Genomic DNA, 15700 nt, shown 5'->3' on the forward strand with positions numbered 1-15700 from the left:
CCCAGAACAGAGAGACAACATGCGTGCATCCTTGAAAGCTTCCCTGGCCGGCGCGGCGTTGCTGCTGGCGGCGGCCGTTGCCCCGGCAGCCCAGGCCGGGCCGGACCAGCAGTTCTTCCCCCTGGCCACCTACCGGGTTGGCGCCTACGCCTCCAGCGGGGTGCAGGTGTGGGCCGGGATGATCGACTACCTGAACTACATCAACCAGGTGGAGGGCGGCATCAACGGGGTCAAGCTGGTGTGGCAGGAGTGCGAGACCGAATGGACCGCCGAGAAGGGCATCGAGTGCTACGAGCGCTTCAAGAACGGCCTGGATGGCGCACCGGTGGCGGTCTACCAGCCCAACGGCGCACCGGCGGCCTATGCCCTGAGTGAGCGTGCCGAGGTGGACAAAATCCCGCTGATCACCCTGGGCTACGGCCGCACCGAAGCCACCGACGGCACGGTGTTCCCCTACAACTTCCCGGTGATGCTGACTTTCTACAGCGAGGCCTCGACCCTGGTGAACTACATCGCCCAGCGCGAGGGCGGGTTCGACCGGCTCAAGGGCAAGAAGATCGCCACGCTTTATCACGACTCCGCCTATGGTCGGGAAACCCTCGGGCCACTCAAGCTGCTGGCCGAGAAGTACGGTTTCGAGAACATCCAGATCCCGGTGGCCGACCCGGGCAACGAGCAGTCGGCGCAATGGCGGCAGATCCGCCAGCAGAACCCGGACTGGGTGTTCCTGCGCACCTGGGGCGTGTCCACCCCGGTGGCGGTGAAGACCGCCGCGCGCTTCGGCTTCCCGGTGGACCACATCATCGGCGATATCTGGGCCAGCTCCAGCGAAGACGTGCTGCCGGCCGGCGCCGCGGCCAAGGGCTACCTGGCGCTGACGCCCTACCCGGCGGGCAGTGACTTCGAGATCCACAAGCGCCTCAAGGAGTACATCCTCGATACCGGCAAGAGCGACCTCAAGGACCTGAAGAATTTCGGCAGCGTGTACTACAACTCCGGCCTGGTGAACGCGGCGGTGGCGGTGGAGGCGATCCGGACCGCCCAGGGCAAGTTCGGCAAGCACCCGCTCAATGGCGAGGAAGGGCGCTGGGGCCTGGAACACCTGAACATCGACGACGCCCGGCTCAAGGACATGGGTTACCTGGGGCTGATGCAGAACCTCAAGCTGTCCTGCCGCGATCACGAAGGCGGCGGCGCGGCCCGGGTGCAGCAATGGGACGGCGCCAACTGGACCCTGATCAGCGAGTGGATTGCCGCCGACCGCGCGCTGCTACGGCCGCTGATCGACGAAAAGGCCGCGGCCTTTGCCAAGGAGAAGCGCCTGGTGCCCCGTACATGCAACGAGGGTGACTGAACCATGAGCCACAGCGCTACGGCCGCGACGGCCGAGACCTTGCTGCAGGTACAGGACATCGAGGTGATCTACGACGGCGTGATCCTGGCGCTGGCCGGGGTATCTTTGAGCGTGCCCCGGGGGCCATCGTCGCCTTGCTGGGGGCCAATGGCGCCGGCAAGAGCACCACCCTCAAGGCCATTTCCGGGCTGGTGCGGGCCGAGCGTGCCGAGCTCAGCCGCGGCGCCATCGCCTTTGCCGGGCAGGACCTGGCCGGGGTCGACCCCAGCCAGCGGGTGCGCCATGGCATGGTGCATGTGCTGGAAGGGCGCCACGTCTTCCCCCAGTTGACGGTGGAAGACAACCTGCGCGCCGGCGGCTTTGTCCGTGGCCTGGGCCGGCGCCAGCTGGAACAGGACCTGGAGCGCATCTACAGCTGGTTTCCGCGGCTGCTGACCAAGCGCCGGGTGCGCGCCGGGCTGACCTCCGGTGGCGAGCAGCAGATGCTGGCCATCGGCCGGGCGTTGATGACTCGTCCTACTTTGGTACTGCTGGATGAACCGTCCATGGGCCTGGCGCCTATTATCGTCCAGGAGATTTTCCAGATCGTCGCCCAGCTCAATCGCGAGGCGGGGGTGAGCTTTCTGATCGCCGAGCAAAGCATTAATCTGGCGCTCAAGTACGCTTCCCATGCCTACCTGCTGGACACCGGCCGGGTGGCCTTGTCCGGCAGCGCCGAGCAACTGCTGGCCCGGGGCGACCTGCAGGATTTCTACCTGGGCAAACACTGACCGTGAGCATTCCATGAGCCAAACCCACACCGGACAGGCAACCCCTGCCACCCGTGATGCGCCAATCCTGATTGTCGGCGGCGGCCTCAGCGGCGCCTTGCTGGCCGCCCAGTTGCTGCGCCTGCCGGGCCAGCGACGGATCCTGGTCATAGAACCGCGCAGCGAGCTGGGGCGCGGCGAGGCCTACAGCGCCGTGGAGCTGGGGCACACCCTCAATGGCAACGCCGCGCGCATGAGCGTCGACCCGGACAACGCCGACGACCTGACCCAATGGCTGGCCCGGCACATTGCCGAGGGCGGCTGGCCCGAGTCGGACCGCCAGCATGTGCCGGTCAGCGAACTGTTTCCACCCCGCGGGCTGTTTGGTGTCTACGTCCAGCAGCGCCTGGCCGAGGCCCAGGTGCAGGGCCGGGCGCAGGGCTCCTCGTTGAGCCATGTGCAGGGCGAGGCGGTGGACCTGGAAACCGGCCCTGACGGCGTGCTGCTGACCCTGGCCGATGGCCGGCAACTGCCCGGCGCGGTGGCGGTGCTGGCCACCGGCATGTTCCCGGCGGCGCGTACCCCGCAGACCCGTTCCAGCGGCCTGAATGCCGCGGCGCTGGACCCCTGGGATGTGGCCGCCATGGCCCGCCTCGATCCCCGGGCGACGGTGCTGATCATCGGTTCCGGGCTGACCATGGTGGACGCCGTGGTGTCCCTGGAGCAGGCCGGGCATCGTGGGCCGATCGAGGTGTTTTCCCGGCATGGGCTGCTGCCGCACGTGCGCCGCCAGCCCCCGGCCTGGGAAGACTTTCTCGGCGCCGACCCGAGCATCTGCAGCCCTCGGCAACTGCTGCGGGCGCTGCGCCAGCAATGCCGCGTGGCCGAGGCCCAGGGCATCGACTGGCAGGCCCCGCTGGATACGGTGCGGGTGCATATCGGGCGCCTATGGAGCCAGGCCAGCGAGGTGCACAAACGCCAGTTCGTGCGCCATGTACGGCCCTGGTGGGAAAGCCATCACCATCGCTCGCCGCCCCTGAGCGCCGAGCTGGTGGCGCGCCTGCATGAAGAAGGGCGGTTGCGGATTCATGCCGCTTGCTACCAGGGCCTGGAGCCGGGCGACGAAGGCCGGCTGGCGATCCGCCTGCGCTACCGCGGCAGCCAGGACAGCGTGCGCATGGCGGGCGATGCCCTGATCAACTCCAGCGGCATCGAATACGACTGGCGCCGGGTGGCGCGGCCCTTGCCGCGCCAGCTGCTGGCCCGCGGCCTGGTGACACCCGGGCCTTTGGCCCTGGGCATCAGCGCCGCACCCGATGGTGCCGTGCACAACGCCCAGGGCCAGGCCTGCGAGCGCCTGTTCGCCATGGGGCCGCCCCTGCGCGGCCTGTGGTGGGAAAGCACCGCCGTCACCGACGTCGCCCTGCAGGCCAAGGCCCTGGCCGCGCGCCTGGCCAACCACCAACCGTAGGAGCTGGCTTGCCAGCGAAGGCGCCCGCAAGATCGCCTTCGCCGGCAAGCCGCTTCCTACAGTGCCACCCAGCGCTGTTCGGCTGCGGCAGTGCGGATCGCCGCGGCCAGGCGCTCCACTTCCCAGGCTTCAGCGAAATCCGTGCCGTCCCGGCCCTGGCCGCACAGGGCCATGATCAATTCGTGAACTTCCAGGGTCTTGAGTTCGTTGTAGCCCAGCTGGTGCCCCGGGGCCGGGCTGAAGGCCGCGTAGCCGGGCAGGGCGGGCCCGGCCAGCAGGCGCTGGAAACCCTTCTGGCCGACCCGGTACAGGCGCAGTTCGTTGAGGCGTTCCTGGTCGAACGCCAGGGTGCCGAGGGTGCCGCTGATCTCGAAGCTCAGGTGGTTCTTGTAACCATGCTTGATCCAGCTGCTGCTCAGCGTACCCCGCGCGCCATTGGCAAAGCGCAGCAGGGCATGGGCCTGGTCATCCACGGCGATGGCGCGGCGTTCCTGGCTGCCGGCTTCGGTGGGGCGTTGCAGGTGCACGGTCTGGGTATCGGCGCACACCGCCTGCACCGGCCCCATGAGAAAGCGTGCCATGGCCAGCAGGTGGCTGCCCAGGTCCGCCAGGGCGCCGCCGGCGTGCTGCGGCTCGCAACGCCAGGACCAGGGGGCATCCGGGTCGGCCATGAAGTCTTCGCTGAACTCGCCCTGGAAACTCACCAGTTGCCCCAGTTCGCCGTTGCCGATCATGTCCCTGGCCTGGGCGATCACCGGGTTGTGCTGGTAGTTGTAGCCCACCCGGGTCACCACCCCGGCGGCCTGGGCCGCGTGGTGCATCTGTCGGGCCTGTTCGACGCTGACCGCCAGGGGCTTTTCGCAGTACACCGCCTTGCCTGCGGCCAGCGCCGCCATGGCCATGGGGAAGTGCAGGTGGTTGGGGGTGGTGATAGCCACCAGGTTGACCCGGGGATCGGCGATCAGGTCTTGCCAGTCGCGGTGGGCCTGGGCAAAGCCCCAGGCGCCGGCGCAGTGTTCGCCGCGCTGGGCGTCGGCGTCGGCCAGGGCCGCCAGGTGCAGGCGCACCGGCAATTCGAAGACCGCGCCGGCACTGCGAAACGCCAGGGCGTGGGCACGCCCCATGAAACCGGTGCCGATCAAACCAATGCCGAGCTCGTCCATAACCGCACCTGCAGAATTATTGTTCTAGGGAGGGCTAGTTATGGAATAAATATTCTTTAATTGCAATTGGTGGAATTAAAATTTTGAAAGGCGCTTGCATGAGCCGGCTTGCCGGCGAAAGGGGCCGCTTGGGTTGCGCTGGGCTCAAGGCCCTCTTCGCTGGCAAGCCAGCTCCTTCGGGAAATGAAAAAGGCAGCCCGGAGGCTGCCTTTTTTGTGGTGCAAGCGGGCCTCAGGAGAGGAAGCCGCCGTCCACATTGAGCGAGACACCCGTGGTGTAGCTGGAGGCGTCGCTGGCCAGGTAGAGCACCGCGCCGGCCATTTCGCTGGGGTCGGCTACGCGCTTGAGGGGGATCTGCGCCAGGGCGGTCTTGAGGATGGCGTCGTTCTTGACCAGGGCCGAGGCGAACTTGGTGTCGGTCAGGCCCGGCAGCAGGGCGTTGCAGCGGATGCCGAACTGCGCGCATTCCTTGGCGAAGACCTTGGTCATGTTGATCACCGCGGCCTTGGTCACCGAGTAGATGCCCTGGAAGATCCCCGGCGAGATGCCGTTGATCGAGGCCACGTTGATGATGCTGCCGCCGCCGTTTTCGCGCATCAGCTTGCCGGCTTCCACCGACATGAAGAAGTAGCCGCGGATGTTGACGTCGACGGTCTTCTGGAAGGCCCCCAGGTCAGTGTCCAGGACGTTGCAGAATTGCGGATTGGTCGCGGCGTTGTTGACCAGGATGTCCAGGCGCCCGAACTGTTCGCGGATGCCGGCGAAGACTTGGCTGATCTGCTCCATTTCACCGATGTGGCAGGCAATGGCGGTGGCCTTGCCGCCGGCGGCGATGATCGCGTCGGCCACGTGCTGGCAACCTTCGAGCTTGCGGCTCGACACGATGACATGGGCGCCTTGCTGGGCCAGCAACTTGGCAATGGCCTCACCGATGCCGCGGCTGGCGCCGGAGACGAATGCGATCTTGCCGTCGAGGTCGAACAACTGAGTCTTGGACATGGTTTTTCCTTGTTTGGGCTGTCGAGCGCCGGGGCGCGGTCAGAGGCTGGATTTGTGAATGACCTGCAGGCTCATCTGCTCCAGCAGTTTGTTCATGTGAATGAACTGCGCGAAGCGTTTGTCCTGGGTCTGGCCGTGGTAGAAGCGGTAGTAGATCTGCTGCACGATGCCGGCCAGGCGGAACAGGCCGTAGGTGTAGTAGAAGTCGAAATTGCCGATCTGGATGCCGGAGCGTTCGGCGTAGTAATCGACGAATTCCTGGCGAGTCAGCATGCCCGGCGCGTTGCTCGGCTGGCGACGCATCAGTTGCACCGGCGCCGGGTCGGCGGCCTCGATCCAGTAGGCCAGGGTGTTGCCCAGGTCCATCAGCGGATCGCCCAGGGTGGTCAGCTCCCAGTCCAGCACGCCGATGATCTGCATCGGGTTCTGTGGGTCGAGGATCACGTTGTCGAAGCGGTAGTCGTTGTGCACGATGCTCGAGGTCGGGTGGTCGGCGGGCATCTTCTCGTTGAGCCAGGCCTTGACCTTTTCCCAGTGCGGCGCGTCCGGGGTCAGGGCCTTCTCGTAGCGGTCGCTCCAGCCCTTGATCTGGCGCTGCACATAGCCTTCGGGCTTGCCCAGGTCACCCAGGCCGCAGGCGCTGTAGTCGACCCGGTGCAGCTCGACGAAACGATCGATGAAGCTCTTGCACAGGGCCTCGGTCTGGCCGGCATCCAGGCCCAGCTCCGGCGGCAGGTCGGAGCGCAGGATGATGCCCTTGACCCGTTCCATGACATAGAACTCGGCACCGATCACCGACTCGTCGGTGCAGTGCACGTAGGCTTTGGGGCAGTAGGGGAAACCGTCCTTGAGCTGGTTGAGAATGCGGAACTCGCGGCCCATGTCGTGGGCCGACTTGGCCTTGTGGCCGAAGGGCGGGCGACGCAGGACAAACTCCTGCCCGGGGTATTCCAGCAGGTAGGTGAGGTTCGAGGCACCGCCCGGGAACTGGCTGATCTGCGGCGTACCGCTCAGGCCGGGAATGTGCGCCTTGAGGTACGGGTCGATCAGGTTGGCATCGAGTTCCTCGCCGGAGCGAGTGCGGGTGGACTGGTCTGTAAGCGCCATGCTTATCCCTTCTGCTTATTCTGGAGGCCAGAGATTATTGGCTAATCTAATGCGCCTACCGGCCCCTCACAATCGCGGCGGGGCTTTATAGGTGCGCGTGTTGCCGGACAATCATTGCTTTTGATACAAGCGTTTGAATTTAGCCCCGTGTGTCTACGACCCGATGAGACCAAGCCGGCTCCTACACCAGTCATGCAGGCACAGAGGTTGTCCGCCCCACGAGCATAGGCGTTGACTCGGGGCTGGGTCAGTTCGGTGCCGGCAGGGCCAGCGGAGTCAGCAGTGGCCGGCCTTCGAAGTGGGCCAGCAGGTTCTGGCCGACCATCGCCACGGTATCGCGGCTGGCCTGGGGCGAAAGGCCGGCGACGTGGGGCGTGAGCACTACGTTGTCGAGCACCTTGAGGGCGTCCGGGACTTGGGGTTCGTCATCGAACACATCCAGGGCCGCGCCGGCAATCCGCCGCTGCTGCAGGGCCTGCAGCAGGGCGTTGGTGTCCACCACGCTGGCCCGGGCGATGTTCACCAGGAAACCTTCGGGGCCAAGGGCTTCCAGCACCGGCTGGTCCACCAGGTGCCGGGTGTCGGCGCCGCCCGGGGTGGCGATTACCAGGACGTCCGAGTCCCGGGCCAGTTCCACCAGGGTCGGGCAGAAGCGGTAGGGCTGGTCGGGGCGTGGCTGGCGGCTGTGGTAGCTCACCGGCATGTCGAAGCCCAGGGCGCAGCGCCGGGCGATGGCCTGGCCCACGGCGCCGAGGCCGAGCACCCCCAGGCGCATGCCGGCCAGGGACGGGCGCAGCACCTTCGGCCAGTCCCCCTGGCGTACCGCGGCGTCGGACTGGGGAATGCCGCGCACCAGGGCCAGCAGCAGGGCCAGGGCATGATCGGCCACGGACGAGGCGTTGACCCCGGCACCATTGGTTACCGCGATCCCGCGATTGCTCGCCGCTTGCAGGTCCACTTGCTCATAGCCGGCGCCGATCACGCAGATGATCTGCAATCGGGGCAGGGCGGCGATTTCCGCCGCGCTCAGCCCCAGGGGGCCACGGGTCAGCACCGCATCGATCTGCCCGGCGTGGTCCCGGATCGCCTGGGCCCGGGTCTGTGGGGTGGGTGCCAGGATCAGCCTGAAACCCAGGTCTTCGAGGTGCGGCAGGTAGGCGTTGACGTTTTCAACCAGGACCAGAACGGTGGCGCGCATGGCGGACTCCTCGTGGGTTAGCGGGGCAGGGGTTGGCGCAATTGAAAGATGTTGCCTTCCGGGTCGATGCCGTCGCAGGCTCGGGCGTCCTTGAATTGCCATTCGCGCTCGGCTTCGTACACCCGGCCACCGGCCTTGGCAGCGCGCTGTCGGGCCCGGGCCAGGTCGTCTACCTGGAACAGCGGCTTGCAGGCGCAATCGCTGCGGGGCAGCGGCGGTTCCTGGAGGACGATGCGCGCAGCAATCGCTGGCGGCACCTGGACCAGGGTCAGCTCGAAGCCCTGGTGGGCCAGTTGCTGGTAGTCGGCTTGCTGTTCGGTGATGGGCCAGCCCAGCAGTTCGGCATAGAAGCGGGCGAGGGAAGGTGGATCAAGGCTGTAGAGGAGGCAGCCGGCGATCGTCGTGGCGCTCATGGAGGGTTCCATACGGGCAGGGGCGAAGGCTCAAGGGTGCGGGTTGCGAGGGATTTTGGCAATGCTCGCCGGCACCGTTCCCGGGGCATCACGCCATGTTCGGCGTGCCCGGGGCGGTGTGGGGACGATGGGGTCAGAAGGTTACGTCGGCGGTCGTGGCCAGGCGCACGAAGGGGCCGTTCAGGGTGGCGTTATGGTGGGCGATGATGGTTCTTGCCCCGATCAGCGGCGTGTCCATGCAAGTATGGGCGTCCTCTACCAGCACGGCGGCAAAGCCCAGGTCGCCGGCGGCGCGGCAGGTGGCATCGACGCAGTATTGGGTCTTCATGCCGACGATCACCAGTTCATTGACCTGGGCCTCCTGCAGGCGCTCGGCCAGCTCGGTGCCGACAAAGCAACTGGGGCGGGTCTTGTCCAGCACGCAGTCCAGCTCTTCATCTACTTCCAGAGTCGGCAGCAGTTGCCAGAACGCACTGCCAGCGGCAATCGGGGATTCGGCGGGGCCGGTATGGCGCACGGCGAAGATCGGCGCCCCGGCCTGGCGGGCGCGGCGGATCAGTTGGTTGATGTTTTCCAGAACCTGCTCGCGCTTGTAGGGCTTGTCCGGTCCATTGAACAACCCGACCTGCATGTCGATCACCAACAGGGCACGCTTGGCGTTGGATAAAGGCATCTTGTCTCTCCTTGTAGTGCCAGCTGGACGGAGAAACAAAAGGCCCCGTCCATTGCTGGCGGGGCCTTGGTTCTACTGTGCTTGTGTCATCCCGCACAGCCACCACACGACCCGCCGGAGGCAGTCGTGGTGGTGGAGGTAGGGTTCAGCGCGTAGATATTCATGGGGGCCGATCATGCCGCCTGCCCGTGAGGCTTGTCAACGCGGCCTATTAGGGGCCGGCTTGCCGGCGAATGGCGTCTTCAGGCGGGCGCCTTTCGCTGGCAAGCCAGCTCCTGCGGAACCCGGATTGAGCGGGAGAGGGCCGGACCAGACGCTTTCCCATCAAACGAAAAAATACCTGCAGCGCATAAACCGTTCCTCAGCTGAGTCTATGCAGCGCCCTTGGAATCCCGGACAATCGCGCCCCCTCTTTTCGCTCGGGCACTGCCTGTCGGGTACTCCGATACGCCCGGGTGAATGGCAAACGACCGGAATGTGGAGATCCCACCGGATGAATGATCAGGCCAACAGCGTTGATCAACGCTTTGAAACCGCGGCCCCAGCGACCCTGACCCGCTGGAACCGCCAAGACACCACCTGGATGCTCGGCCTGTTTGGCACGGCCATCGGTGCCGGTACCCTGTTTCTGCCCATCAATGCCGGCATCGGTGGTTTCTGGCCGCTGTTGATCCTGGCGCTGCTGGCCTTCCCCATGACCTTCTATGCACACCGCGGCCTGACCCGCTTCGTGCTTTCCGGGCGTGACGGTGCGGACATCACTGACGTGGTGGAAGAGCATTTCGGCCTCACCGCCGGTGCCCTGATCACCTTGCTGTACTTTTTGGCGATCTTCCCGATCCTGCTGATCTACAGCGTGGCCCTGACCAACACCGTCGACAGCTTCATGACCAACCAACTGCACATCGCGCCGCCACCGCGGGCGATCCTGGCCCTGGTGCTGATCTTCGGCCTGCTGGTGGTGGTGCGTTGCGGCGAGCAGGTGATCGTCAAGGCCATGAGCCTGATGGTCTACCCGTTCATCGTGGCCCTGCTGTTCCTCGCGGTGTTCCTGATCCCGCACTGGAATGGCGGCATCCTCGCCACCGTCAGCGATGTCCCGGCGCCTTCGGCCTTCCTGCATACCCTGTGGCTGGCGATTCCGGTGATGGTCTTCTCGTTCAACCATTCGCCGATCATCTCGGCCTTTGCCGTGGACCAGAAGCGCCGCTATGGCGTGCACGCCGAAGAGCGCAGTTCGCAGATTCTCTCGCGTGCCCACCTGCTGATGGTGGGCATGGTGCTGTTCTTCGTCTTCAGCTGCGTACTGACCCTGAACCCGGCGCAGCTGGCGGAAGCCAAGGCGCAGAACCTGTCGATCCTGTCCTACCTGGCCAACCATTTCCAGAATCCGACCATCGCCTTCGCCGCGCCGTTGATTGCCTTCGTGGCCATCGCCAAGTCCTTCCTGGGCCACTACATCGGTGCCAGCGAAGGCCTCAAGGGCCTGATCGGCAAGAGCGGCCGGCGCCCGGGCACGAAAACCCTGGACCGCGTCACCGCCGCCTTCATGCTGGTGATCTGCTGGGCCGTGGCCACCCTCAACCCGAGCATCCTGACGATGATCGAGACCATGGGCGGCCCGGTGATCGCGGCGATCCTGTTCCTGATGCCGATGTACGCCATCCGCAAGGTGCCGGCCATGGCCCGCTACCGCGGCCAGGCTTCCAACGTCTTCGTGACCCTGGTGGGCCTGGTGGCCATTACTGCCCTGGTGTACTCCCTGGCGTCCTGACAGCCTTCCGGTAGGAGCCGGCTTGCCGGCGAAGAGGCCCGCAAGCCAACTGCAAGGTGCGCGGACGCCTCCCTGGCGAACCCGCTGCTGCACACAACGCCGTCGGTACTTCACTGTACCGGCGGCGTTGTCGTTCAAGGCATTGATCAGGATTGTTTGCTGCCTTGAATAAAGGGCTAAGCTGGTGCTCTTATTGCTGCCAGGAACCCGCCCGTGGCCATTCCCGCTCCTCTGGCTGCAAGTCTGCCCAAACACGTTTATTCCGTTGGGCGACACCCCCTGAATCTGGATTTTGCGTTGTCACGGATGAACCCGATTGGCCACTGAACCCCTGACCCACCCAACCGCTGCCCCCAAGCGCACCCGCGACCTGCTGGCCGGCCTATCCATTGCCGGCCTGTTGTTGCCGGAAGCCGTAGCCTATTCCAGCATCGCCGCCTTGCCGCCCCAGGCCGGGGTCATTGCCCTGTTTGCCGGGTTGCTGTGCTACGGCCTGTTGGGCACCAGCCGCTTTGCCATTGTTTCTGCCACTTCATCGTCGGCCGCGGTGCTGGCGGCGGCCACCCTGTCCCTGGCCGGTGGCGACGCCCAGCTGCGCCTGAGCCTGGCCTTTGCCCTGGTGCTGCTCACTGGGGTGTTCTTCCTCCTGGCCGGGCTGTTCCGCCTGGGCGGCGTGACCGCCTTCATTGCCAAGCCGGTGCTGCGCGGCTTTGCCTTCGGCCTGGCGTTGACCATTGTCCTCAAGCAGTTCGCCACCGTGGTCGGGGTGCACCTGAGCACCGGTAACCTGGTGCGCTTCCTGCCGCAGTTGCTGGAGCAGTGGCCGCAATGGAACTGGGCCGGCGCCGCGGTGGCGGCGGTGGCGCTGCTGGTGCTGGGGATCTGCTCGCGAATTCCCTATGTGCCCGGCGGGCTGGTGGCGGTGGTGATCGGCATTGGCGCCGGCCAGTGGTTCAACCTGCCGGCCCATGGCGTCGACCTGATCGGGGTCATCGAACTCAAGCTGGAGGTGCCGAGCCTGCCGCAACTGCCTTTTGCCGACTGGCTGCGCCTGGGGGAGCTGGCGTTCGCCCTGGTGATGATCCTGTATGCCGAATCCTATGGTTCCATCAGCTCCTTTGCCCTGAAGCATGGCGACCGGGTTTCCTCCAACCGCGACCTGCTGGCCCTGGGCGCTTCCAATCTGCTCTCGGGGCTGTTCCATGGCATGCCCGCCGGGGCCGGCTACTCGGCCACCTCCGCCAATGAAGCGGCCGGGGCGCGCTCGCGCCTGGCAGGGCTGACCGCGGCGGCGGTGATGCTGCTCATCGTGCTGACCGTGCTGCCCTATATCGCCCTGACCCCGGAGCCGGTGCTGGCGGCGATTGTCATGTACGCCCTGGGCCATGGCCTGAGCCTGCAACCCCTGGGGCGCTACTTCATCTGGCGGCGTGACCGGGTGCTGGTGATCTGCGCGGTCAGCGCGGTGCTGGTGCTGGGGGTGCTGGACGGGTTGCTGCTGTCAGTGGGTATCAGCATCCTGTTGCTGCTGCGGCAGATGTCGGCGGCGGATATCCAGATCCTCGGGCAACTGGGCAGCGGCCACGACTTTGTCGATCTCAGCCGTCATCCTCAGGCCCGACAGGTGCCCGGCGTGCTGATCCTGCGGCCGGGGGAGGCTCTGTTCTTCGCCAACGCCGAACGCATCCTCGGCGGCGCCCTGCGCCTGATCCGCCATGTGCAGGCGCCGATCCACAGCATCATCCTCAGCCTGGAGGAGTCCCCGGACCTGGACGGCACCAGCATCGAGGCCCTGGACGAGTTCTTCCGCCAGGTCAGCCTGGAGCACAAGCACCTGGCCCTGGCGCGGCTCAAGCACGAGGCCAAGGACGCCCTGGCACTGCTGCCGTCGAGCCGCGAGTACCAGGTGCTGCTCAGCGGCACCAGCGTCGACGACACGCTGCAGGAGAGCCTGCGGGGCTGGAAGGCCGGGGCTATTTCCCAGGCATAAAAAAACGCCGCGTATCGTGGAATACGCGGCGTTCCTTCTTACAACGCTACAGCCTTAGGCTTGCACCACCGGGATGTTGGCGTTGGCAGCCGCTTCACGGAACTCGGCGATCTGGTCGAAGGACAGGTAGCGGTAGATATCGGCCGCCATGCTGTCGATCTTGCCAGCGTATTCCATGTACTCCTCGACGGTCGGCAGGCGACCCAGGATCGAAGCCACCGACGCCAGCTCGGCCGAAGCCAGGTAGACGTTGGCGCCATCGCCCAGACGGTTCGGGAAGTTACGGGTCGAGGTCGACACCACGGTGCTGTTCGGCTCGACGCGTGCCTGGTTACCCATGCACAGCGAGCAGCCCGGCATTTCCATGCGTGCGCCGGCCTTGCCGTAGATGCCGTAGTAGCCTTCTTCGGTCAGTTGGTGAGCGTCCATCTTGGTCGGCGGCGACAGCCACAGACGGGTTGGCAGCTGGCCCTTGACCTGATCCAGCAGTTTACCGGCAGCGCGGAAGTGACCGATGTTGGTCATGCACGAACCGATGAACACTTCGTCGATCTTCTCGCCAGCAACGCTGGACAGCAGACGGGCGTCGTCCGGGTCGTTCGGCGCGCACAGTACCGGCTCGCTGATGTCGGCCAGGTCGATTTCGATGATTTCGGCGTATTCGGCGTCGGCGTCGGCTTCCATCAACTCAGGGTTGGCGATCCAGGCTTCCATCGCTTGAGCGCGACGTTCCAGGGTACGTGCGTCACCGTAGCCTTCGCCGATCATCCAGCGCAGCAGGGTGATGTTGGACTGCAGGTACTCGGTGATCGACTCTTTCGACAGCTTGATGGTGCAACCGGCAGCCGAACGTTCGGCCGAGGCGTCGGACAGTTCGAACGCCTGCTCCAGGGTCAGGCCTTCCAGGCCTTCGATTTCCAGGATGCGGCCGGAGAAGGCGTTTTTCTTGCCTTTCTTCTCGACGGTCAGCAGGCCGTTCTGGATGGCGAAGTAAGGAATGGCATGGACCAGGTCACGCAGGGTGATGCCAGGTTTCATTTTGCCTTTGAAGCGCACCAGGATCGATTCCGGCATGTCCAGCGGCATGACGCCGGTGGCAGCGGCGAACGCCACCAGGCCGGAGCCGGCCGGGAACGAGATGCCCATCGGGAAACGGGTGTGGGAGTCACCACCGGTACCGACGGTGTCTGGCAGCAGCATGCGGTTCAGCCACGAGTGGATGATGCCGTCGCCCGGACGCAGGGAAACGCCGCCGCGGGTCATGATGAAGTCAGGCAGGGTGTGGTGGGTGGTCACGTCGATCGGCTTCGGATACGCCGCGGTGTGGCAGAAGGACTGCATCACCAGGTCAGCGGAGAAGCCCAGGCACGCCAGGTCTTTCAGTTCGTCACGGGTCATGGGACCGGTGGTGTCCTGGGAGCCCACGGTGGTCATCTTCGGTTCGCAGTAGGTGCCAGGACGAACGCCTTTGCCTTCTGCCAGGCCGCAGGCCTTGCCGACCATCTTCTGCGCCAGGGTGAAGCCCTTAGTGCTTTCAACAGGGGCTTCGGGCTTCTTGAACAGGTCGAACGCAGGCAGGCCCAGTTCGGCGCGAGCCTTCTCGGTCAGGCCACGGCCGATGATCAGCGGGATACGGCCGCCGGCACGGACTTCGTCGAGCAGGACCGGGGTCTTCATTTCGAAGGTGGCCAGGACTTCGTCGGTACCGTGCTTGCAGACTTTGCCTGCGTGCGGGTACAGGTCGATCACATCGCCCATGTTCATCTTCGACACGTCGAATTCGATCGGCAGGGCGCCGGCGTCTTCCATGGTGTTGTAGAAGATCGGGGCGATCTTGCTGCCGAAGCAGAAGCCGCCGGCACGCTTGTTCGGAACATAAGGCACGTCGTCGCCGAAGAACCACAGCACCGAGTTGGTGGCCGATTTACGGGACGAACCGGTGCCGACCACGTCACCGACGTAGGCGATCGGGAAGCCTTGACCGCGCATTTCTTCGATCTGCTTCATCGGGCCGGTCTTGCCTTGCTCGTCCGGAACGATGCCGTCACGGGCCATTTTCAGCATGGCCAGGGCGTGCAGCGGGATGTCCGGGCGGGACCAGGCGTCTGGTGCCGGGGACAGGTCGTCGGTGTTGGTTTCGCCGGTGACCTTGAACACCCGCAGGCTGATCTTGTCGGCCAGTACCGGGCGATTCTTGAACCACTCGCCGTCGGCCCAGGATTGCAGTACGCCTTGGGCGTGAACGTTGCCGTTCTTGGCTTTTTCCGCGACGTCGTGGAAGGCGTCGAACATCAGCAGGGTGTGCTTGAGTTGAGCGGCGGCCACTGGCGCCAGTTCGGCGTCGTCCAGCAGGTTCACCAGGGTCACGATGTTGTAGCCGCCCTGCATGGTGCCCAGCAGTTCAACGGCGCGCTTCTTGTCGATCAGAGGGGAGGAGGCTTCGCCTTTGGCCAGCGCGGAGAGGAAACCGGCCTTGACGTAGGCGGCTTCGTCGACTCCTGGTGGAACGCGATTGGTGATCAGGTCAACGAGGAAAGCTTCTTCGCCAGCCGGGGGATTCTTCAGCAGCTCGACCAGGCCTGCAGTTTGTTCGGCGTTAAGCGGCTGGGGAACGATACCCAGTGCTGCACGCTCTTCGATATGTTTGCGGTAGGCTTCAAGCACAGTTATTACCCTCATCAGTGGTCCCAAATGGGTGTCCGGGACGCTCATCCCGAAATTGCCGTACTCATGCGCTGCGTGGCGTTGTGGGCCACTTAGCCAGAATTACCGACAATTCCTTACAGAAGCTGCTTTCAAAGTTTTACGC

At 65.2% G+C, this 15700-nt stretch carries 11 protein-coding genes and 1 pseudogene; 5 read left to right on the plus strand and 7 right to left on the minus strand.

The genetic code is table 11. From position 1 onward, the window contains the following. The first annotated feature begins 19 nt into the window (after positions 1-19). The 3 genes and pseudogenes from KI242_RS13990 (at position 20) to KI242_RS14000 (ending at position 3574) form a co-directional block, all read left to right on the plus strand. Positions 20-1354: an ABC transporter substrate-binding protein gene (locus KI242_RS13990; RefSeq protein ID WP_212806270.1), complete on the plus strand. Its 1335-nt coding sequence runs from the start codon at positions 20-22 to the stop codon at positions 1352-1354. Positions 1355-1357: 3 nt separating this feature from the next. After that, positions 1358-2124, plus strand: a pseudogene (locus KI242_RS13995) (ABC transporter ATP-binding protein). Positions 2125-2137: 13 nt separating this feature from the next. Then, a complete protein-coding gene (locus tag KI242_RS14000; protein WP_212806271.1) occupies positions 2138-3574 on the plus strand; it encodes an FAD/NAD(P)-binding protein in 1437 nt (478 codons plus the stop codon). A gap of 56 nt (positions 3575-3630) precedes the next feature. Here KI242_RS14000 and KI242_RS14005 read toward each other — a convergent pair whose 3' ends face one another. From KI242_RS14005 to KI242_RS14030, 6 genes are all read right to left on the minus strand, one after another. Then, complete coding sequence (locus tag KI242_RS14005) at positions 3631-4737, minus strand: Gfo/Idh/MocA family oxidoreductase (protein ID WP_123473250.1); 1107 nt, start codon at positions 4735-4737, stop codon at positions 3631-3633. 231 nt (positions 4738-4968) lie between these two features. Further along, a complete protein-coding gene (locus tag KI242_RS14010; RefSeq protein ID WP_011060922.1) occupies positions 4969-5736 on the minus strand; it encodes an SDR family oxidoreductase in 768 nt (255 codons plus the stop codon). 39 nt (positions 5737-5775) lie between these two features. Then, positions 5776-6843, minus strand: a complete 1068-nt coding sequence (locus KI242_RS14015) for a phosphotransferase family protein (protein WP_212806272.1) — start codon at positions 6841-6843, stop codon at positions 5776-5778. A gap of 247 nt (positions 6844-7090) precedes the next feature. Then, positions 7091-8041, minus strand: a complete 951-nt coding sequence (locus KI242_RS14020; protein WP_041752188.1) for a 2-hydroxyacid dehydrogenase — start codon at positions 8039-8041, stop codon at positions 7091-7093. A gap of 17 nt (positions 8042-8058) precedes the next feature. Next, entirely contained in the window at positions 8059-8454 is a 396-nt protein-coding gene (locus tag KI242_RS14025) for a VOC family protein (protein ID WP_019094301.1), read from the minus strand. Positions 8455-8587: 133 nt separating this feature from the next. Further along, a complete protein-coding gene (locus KI242_RS14030; RefSeq protein WP_212806273.1) occupies positions 8588-9127 on the minus strand; it encodes a cysteine hydrolase family protein in 540 nt (179 codons plus the stop codon). A 493-nt stretch (positions 9128-9620) separates the two neighbouring features. On the opposite strand from KI242_RS14030, the gene KI242_RS14035 reads away from it, so the two are divergent. Both KI242_RS14035 and KI242_RS14040 read left to right on the plus strand, forming a co-directional pair. After that, on the plus strand, positions 9621-10901 hold the full coding sequence (locus KI242_RS14035; RefSeq protein WP_011060927.1) for a serine/threonine transporter: 1281 nt from the start codon (positions 9621-9623) through the stop codon (positions 10899-10901). Positions 10902-11217: 316 nt separating this feature from the next. Next, positions 11218-12891, plus strand: a complete 1674-nt coding sequence (locus KI242_RS14040; protein WP_019094304.1) for a SulP family inorganic anion transporter — start codon at positions 11218-11220, stop codon at positions 12889-12891. 54 nt (positions 12892-12945) lie between these two features. On the opposite strand, the gene acnB is transcribed toward KI242_RS14040, so the two are convergent. Next, on the minus strand, positions 12946-15555 hold the full coding sequence (gene acnB / locus KI242_RS14045) for a bifunctional aconitate hydratase 2/2-methylisocitrate dehydratase (RefSeq protein WP_019094305.1): 2610 nt from the start codon (positions 15553-15555) through the stop codon (positions 12946-12948). Positions 15556-15700 lie beyond the last annotated feature (145 nt).

The organism is Pseudomonas sp. Eqa60 (assembly GCF_018326405.1).
Classification (GTDB): domain Bacteria; phylum Pseudomonadota; class Gammaproteobacteria; order Pseudomonadales; family Pseudomonadaceae; genus Aquipseudomonas; species Aquipseudomonas protegens.

What these genes read in the sequence shown, in the direction of transcription:
- KI242_RS14035 (WP_011060927.1), top strand. Translation starts at nt 9,621, where the DNA reads ATGAATGATCAGGCCAACAGCGTTGATCAACGCTTTGAAACCGCGGCC.
- KI242_RS13990 (WP_212806270.1), top strand. Translation starts at nt 20, where the DNA reads ATGCGTGCATCCTTGAAAGCTTCCCTGGCCGGCGCGGCGTTGCTGCTG.
- KI242_RS14025 (WP_019094301.1), bottom strand. Translation starts at nt 8,454, where the DNA reads ATGAGCGCCACGACGATCGCCGGCTGCCTCCTCTACAGCCTTGATCCA.
- KI242_RS14010 (WP_011060922.1), bottom strand. Translation starts at nt 5,736, where the DNA reads ATGTCCAAGACTCAGTTGTTCGACCTCGACGGCAAGATCGCATTCGTC.
- KI242_RS14015 (WP_212806272.1), bottom strand. Translation starts at nt 6,843, where the DNA reads ATGGCGCTTACAGACCAGTCCACCCGCACTCGCTCCGGCGAGGAACTC.
- KI242_RS14005 (WP_123473250.1), bottom strand. Translation starts at nt 4,737, where the DNA reads ATGGACGAGCTCGGCATTGGTTTGATCGGCACCGGTTTCATGGGGCGT.
- KI242_RS14030 (WP_212806273.1), bottom strand. Translation starts at nt 9,127, where the DNA reads ATGCCTTTATCCAACGCCAAGCGTGCCCTGTTGGTGATCGACATGCAG.
- KI242_RS14000 (WP_212806271.1), top strand. Translation starts at nt 2,138, where the DNA reads ATGAGCCAAACCCACACCGGACAGGCAACCCCTGCCACCCGTGATGCG.
- KI242_RS14020 (WP_041752188.1), bottom strand. Translation starts at nt 8,041, where the DNA reads ATGCGCGCCACCGTTCTGGTCCTGGTTGAAAACGTCAACGCCTACCTG.